At 36.5% G+C, this 5,858-nt stretch carries 6 protein-coding genes and 1 tRNA gene; 6 read left to right on the top strand and 1 reads right to left on the bottom strand.

What is annotated here, in order from left to right; genetic code table 11:
* Window positions 1–145: 145 nt before the first annotated feature.
* The 4 genes from KPX09_RS03680 to elbB all read left to right on the top strand — a co-directional run bounded on the left by KPX09_RS03680 (window position 146) and on the right by elbB (window position 2,746).
* Window positions 146–400 carry a hypothetical protein gene (locus KPX09_RS03680; RefSeq protein WP_249549042.1) on the top strand — a complete coding sequence of 85 codons (255 nt, stop codon included), beginning with the start codon at window positions 146–148 and terminating at the stop codon, window positions 398–400.
* The gene (locus KPX09_RS03675; protein ID WP_249549041.1) at window positions 298–609 is read left to right on the top strand and encodes a hypothetical protein; all 312 of its coding nucleotides are present in this window, start codon (window positions 298–300) and stop codon (window positions 607–609) included. The genes KPX09_RS03680 and KPX09_RS03675 overlap by 103 nt, the downstream gene beginning before the upstream one ends.
* Before the next feature lie 501 nt (window positions 610–1,110).
* Window positions 1,111–2,043, top strand: a complete 933-nt coding sequence (locus KPX09_RS03670; protein WP_249549040.1) for a hypothetical protein — start codon at window positions 1,111–1,113, stop codon at window positions 2,041–2,043.
* 37 nt (window positions 2,044–2,080) lie between these two features.
* Window positions 2,081–2,746 carry an isoprenoid biosynthesis glyoxalase ElbB gene (elbB, locus tag KPX09_RS03665; protein ID WP_249549039.1) on the top strand — a complete coding sequence of 222 codons (666 nt, stop codon included), beginning with the start codon at window positions 2,081–2,083 and terminating at the stop codon, window positions 2,744–2,746.
* A 187-nt stretch (window positions 2,747–2,933) separates the two neighbouring features.
* Here the strand turns inward: elbB and metK are convergent, their stop codons facing one another.
* Entirely contained in the window at window positions 2,934–4,112 is a 1,179-nt protein-coding gene (gene metK / locus KPX09_RS03660) for a methionine adenosyltransferase (protein WP_249549038.1), read from the bottom strand.
* A 158-nt stretch (window positions 4,113–4,270) separates the two neighbouring features.
* Between metK and KPX09_RS03655 the strand changes: the two genes are divergently transcribed.
* Window positions 4,271–4,347: transfer RNA gene (locus KPX09_RS03655), tRNA-Arg, on the top strand.
* A 23-nt stretch (window positions 4,348–4,370) separates the two neighbouring features.
* A complete protein-coding gene (locus tag KPX09_RS03650) occupies window positions 4,371–5,537 on the top strand; it encodes an FAD-dependent monooxygenase (RefSeq protein ID WP_249549037.1) in 1,167 nt (388 codons plus the stop codon).
* Window positions 5,538–5,858: the final 321 nt, after the last annotated feature.

The raw sequence follows: 5,858 nt of genomic DNA, 5'->3' as shown, positions 1-5,858 counted from the left end.
TAAGGAGTTAGCTTATGATGTAGTGTCTCTCGTTTACAAATGAGTTTAATATGCGAGGAGACTAAGTAACTACGCTCCTCCGAGTATCTAAAAGCAGTCTCTAGGTATGTTTTGTCTCGTAATCTTTCGATTTCATATCTGGTTTATGTATAAGGATCTATTATTAGATAAGGTAAGGACATTGTTCACTTTGCTAAGGCTGTTGAAATCTCCTACCCTAACATCGATGATAAGGTTTGTAGGACGAAGCACGCTCAAAGCGCGAGCGGAAAGTATGCTAAGTACGCTGCTACTTCAGTGGCAAAAGATGAAACCAAAGGGGAGACTGCTTTATGTGGTGATGTGGAGCATACTGGAAGCAGTGTTACAGGTGGTCATAGTGATACACCCCAGGTTTTAAAGGACTTTATCAGTGCAACGCTGCTAGGAAATGGAAGTAAGAACTGGCCTACATCTACAGGAACCGGATCTTCTAGCAACGATAACGCCACAGCCGTAGCTAAAGACCTAGTAAAGGAACTCACTCCTGAAGAAAAAACCATAGTAGCTGGATTACTTGCTAAAACTATTGATGGTTCTGGCTCTTCTAAGGCACTATCTCTCGAGTAATCACTTGTTATAGCTCTTTGGAAATACTCATAACTCATCTATTTTCATAGGGAGTTTTCTCCTGTCTCTGCATTGCTTTCTTGCTAGGAAGAAAAATATCGATATAAACGGAAATAACTGCTTAAAATTAAGAAAATCGTTAGGGTATGATCAATCCTTATGCTCCTTACAAGATATGTTCTAATATAGTAGGATAGGTTGCATTACACGTTGTTAATACCTGCACCACTTTTGAAAAATTAGTTGAGTAAAAATAAATTTGAAATTTCTTTAATCTACTGCAGGTCAGGTTATAAACTAGGGTGCAGCATTTTACAGTAAATCTTTATGAAGCGTATTGTTTTTGAAAAGGGAATAAAAAATAAGCCTATTGTGTTGATTAATTACCCTTAAAAAATATTTACTAACACTCTACAATCAATAATGTTTAAAATGTTTTAAGTGCTTTTCATGCTTGCATGACAACTGAGTGCTTGTTGATCCATATTCGGTGATGTTTTTATGAGGCTTAATTACAGCATCCCAAGAAGAATGCTTTCAATAGAGAAATTGAACTACAGAAGACAATGTTGTTCAATGGCTTCGATGTCATTTACCCTTATTCTATTCGTATTGTTTACGTTGTCACAAAGCGGATTGATGAAGTGGTTAGGAGGGGGAAGAAGTAATTTTTGGATTACGTGTGATTTTGTATCAGTAATATTCGCCATGTTATCTCTAGTATGCGGAATGTTATTGATTTTCTATATCGAAAGAGAGAAGAGAGATATTAACAAAAAACTTGAGCATGCTCGTAGACTAGGTAAGTACCGTGGTAGCTTGAAGGGTAAGAAAGGTACGTTAGATAAAATCAGTGACTTTATTGAGAGAAATGCAAATAAGATTGATTTAATGGGTACTTTGGCTAACACCTTATTGCAGCTAACAGCATTTGTATTCCTTTTTATGAATGGAATTTCTCTGTCAGAATCTGTCAAAGTCGCCGGGCTTAGCGTAACGCATTTCGTAGATATTATAACTAATACAGCTTTTTTTCTATCAGCATCTTTGTTTGCTGTATCGCATTGTATTATTCATAGAAATGAGAGGAGATTTTCAAAAAATTTATCCGCTCAGACTAAGATAATGTGTCTAATGTTTGCCGGTAACTTGTTAGTATTTGGTGGAAAGGTAGTATGTGCATTAGAGTCTATTAATAAAATTACTGCTGTAAGTTTGCCAAACGGGGGAACACTGCCGTTAGGTTGGTTGATGAGAACTGTTGGGATAATATTATGTGTTGTAAGTATGTACATGATAATGTCTAACACCTCAAAGAAGTGTGATGAGTTAGCTCGTATTGTTGAGAGTGGTGAAAATGCTGATGAGGTGGTAAGCTCACTTAGCACACATGATGTAAGGTCTTGTTTTGGTTATATGGAACATGGTTTGTGATATAATACGTCGTTGTTAGCATTTTTTGTGAGGAATTATGAATTGCGCTGTACTTTTGTGTGGATGCGGGCACATGGATGGTTCAGAGATAAGGGAGGCTGTGCTTGCTCTGTTGGCGCTTGATTCCTATGGAATAAATGTTACTTGCTGTGCTCCTAATATAAAACAAGTAGATGTTATAGACCACTTTAGTGGATATGCCTTAAAGGAAGAAAGAAATATAATGTTAGAATCTGCTAGAATTGCTAGAGGAAACGTTGTAGACCTAAAAGATATTTCCCCCGATGATTTTGATATGCTCATTTTACCGGGTGGATTTGGGGTTGCTAAAAATTATTCCAATCTGTTAAAAGGTGAAAATCCCGTAAATGTGTTAGAGGAAATAAAGCAGACAATCGTAAAGTTTAATAAGGAAAAGAAATCTATCGGAGCTATATGTATTGCTCCTGCTATAGTTGCTGCTTCTCTTAGTGATGTGTCAAAGGTAAAAGTGACACTTGGAGAAGATGTAGACTCAATAATATCAAGGTGCGGAGGAGAGCATGTTTCATGCAAAACGGACGATTATGTAGCTGATATTGATATGGGTGTTTTTTCCACTCCAGCATATATGCGTAAGGACAGCCTACACAAAATTCACATTGGAATACATAAAATGGTAGGAGCTATGGTGGATTTTGTTAAGAAGAGAGAGGAACTTTAGGACAATATTTTATATAGTTTGCATAAAACATTAGTGTGTGTTTTATGCAAACACTAAGTTATTTGCAAGTGTAGTTATTATTTTCAATACCGTGCTTATTGTTTCATTATTGTTACACTTGACAACCGTGTAACCTATAAGCAATGAAGGTTTTAGAATACACTTTACTGTGAGTAGTTCTGTTACATTAATTGCAAGAAAATTCTCTGTTAAGAATTAGAGATAGGTCGAGCTTTTCCCACGAAAAGCTATTCTCATGAGTTCGACCAAAATGTCCATAACATGACGTAGGACTATATATTTGATCATATAGAGCCAGCTTTTCACAAATTCCCGAGACTGAAAGATCAATGTTATTAAGGACACATTTTTCAATCTTCTTTACATCAACCACGCTGGTTCCAAAAGTATTGATAGCAAAAGTCAATGGGGAAGGAACACCTATAGCATATGACATCTGTACCAAACATTCACTAGCTAATCCTGAATGAACTACATTTTTAGCAATGTATCTTGCCATATACGCTGCAGAACGATCTACCTTACTCGGATCCTTCCCTGAAAAAGCTCCCCCGCCGTGTGGTATGTGTCCCCCATAAGTATCAACCATTATCTTTCTGCCAGTGATCCCTGTATCACCTACTGGCCCTCCTACTACAAACCTTCCAGTTGGGTTGACGAGGAAATTCTCCTCATCACACATCCACCCATCTGGTATTGATGACAAAAAGTATGGATAGACAAGATCCTTTACGTCTTGCTGAGTTCTGCTTTCATCATGTTGCACTGAAAGTACCGCCCTCAATACTTTTACTGGCTTACGATCAATATATTGAAGGGTTATTTCTGTCTTTGCATCTGGTCCTATACCAGAAATCCTTCCTCTTTTCACTGCATCTGACAAATTTTTAAGAACAAGGTGGGAATAAAATATCGGAGAAGGCATGTATGATTCTGTCTCGTTTATGGCATAGCCATACATAACTCCCTGATCACCTGCTCCCTTCTTTTTACTACCACGATTCACTCCCAACATTATATCATGAGACTGTTCCTGGAGCATGATTGTCACTTTAACCTCTCTCCAGTGAAATCCTTCCATTTCGTATCCTATATCTCGCAGTGTTTTACGGACTACTCCATCAACTGCTTCTTTCTCTACTATTACTCCACTTACTTCTCCTGCTATGATGACATTATTCCTTGTTACAAGAGCTTCTACTGCAACATGAGCCCCAGGATTTATAGTAATAAAGTAGTCGAGGATATCATCAGATATCCTATCTGCAACCTTGTCTGGATGCCCATGAGCAACTGACTCACTAGTTATGAAATAGCTGTTGTAGTATCTATCTAGATGAAACACTTTTATGAAAGATTATTAAGGAAATAGAATACAATAGACGTGCGATGATACATAAAAATTTTACTTCTTACAATAAGTTAAGTGCAGGTAAAACTACATGTCCTAAACCATAGACGTATTGACTAAACTAACTAAATATGCAATTTTCTCAGTATGCTGTGTCCGTAGCTCAGCTGGATAGAGCAACAGCCTTCTAAGCTGTGGGTCAGGGGTTCGAATCCCTTCGGGCACACCATGCACTGAGTATTGGTTGATATAGTGTCTAATTGTTACGATGTTGTAATTCTTGGTGGAGGCATAAACGGAATTTTGTGTGCGATAGGTTTATCGCATAAAGATATATCAGTGCTAGTAATTGAAGAAAGGGACGCAATACTTGATGGTATTCAAGGCAGGGTATACGCCTTTTCAAAACGCTCAAAAGAAATACTAAAAACTTTTTCTGTATGGAATGATGGGGCGAGAGCATCTCCTATAGATCATATAATGATTTATGATGGAAATAGCTGCTCATCTGTGCATTATGATCGTGTCTTGGTGGATGATCAACCTATGGGGTACGTGGTTGAGGCAAGCGAGATCGTAAAATCCATGCACCAAAAGCTAAATTTCGATGTTATTACATCATCTTACTGCAAGTTATTTACAGTCAAAGACGGGTTTGCAGAAATATATCTGTCATGTGGAAAAAAAATCTATACTAAACTTGTAGTATGTGCTGAAGGAAAAAATTCTAGGTTTAGAAATAGCTCATCTCTAAAGACTATAAACTATGATTTTGGACAGGGATTCATAGTTTGCAACATAAACCATGCAAAACATCATAGAAACACGGCTATAGAACATTTTTGCGCAAATGGACCTTTTGCTATTCTCCCAATGTATGGAGGATATTCCTCTTCCATAGTTTGGACTGAAAAATATGAAATGGCACAACTAGTACAAAGTCTCTCCATAGAAGAATTTACAAAACTAATACAGGAGAAATGCAGCGATTTCTTAGGTGCAATAGAGGTGAATAGCAAAATAAATTACTATAAAACCTCAATGTCACTCCTAAAAAAAATATTTATAAATAGAGCCATAATCATTGGTGATGCAGCTCATGCAATACATCCAGTAGCTGGTCAGGGATTGAACCTAGGTATAAGAGATGTTGGTATTTTGGTAGAAATAATAGAAGAATACCACAAATTAGGTTCTGATATAGGTCAAAAGTTTATACTACAAGAAATAGACAATAGAAGGCTGCTAGATAATGTTTCTATGTCATTGGTGACCACGGGAATAAATTCGATATTCTCAAGTGATTCTACGATTTTAAAAGTCGCTAGAAGAGCAACAATGTCTCTGGTTGAAATGTCACCTACACTCAAAAAAATTCTTATGAGCCATGCTATGGGTATTAGCTCAATATGTAAGTAGGTGTGTACATTTAAATTGAGTACTTTTGACTCAATTAAACACGTCATAGTACTGGGTTTTGTATAATTGACAAATAACGCAAATAGTAACTGGCTTCTTTCATATGCAGCCTTTTCTTATACCTAAAACTATACATTTTGAAGGAGAAAAAAAGTATAGATTATCTCATAGCCGCACATATTACCTAATTACAATATATGGATAAAAAATTAAATATATCCATATATAAGCACAAAATAATGATAAAAATCCAATGCTTTTGCCTATATTACAGATGGCAAAAAAGTAACAACGTAGGTGAAAAAACCCACAATATGAAAT

It is taken from the genome of Anaplasma phagocytophilum, from assembly GCF_023476575.1.
GTDB classification, from domain to species: Bacteria; Pseudomonadota; Alphaproteobacteria; order Rickettsiales; family Anaplasmataceae; genus Anaplasma; species Anaplasma phagocytophilum_A.
Note: the sequence above shows the minus strand (reverse complement) of the source record. Positions and strands in the feature narration are given on the sequence as shown.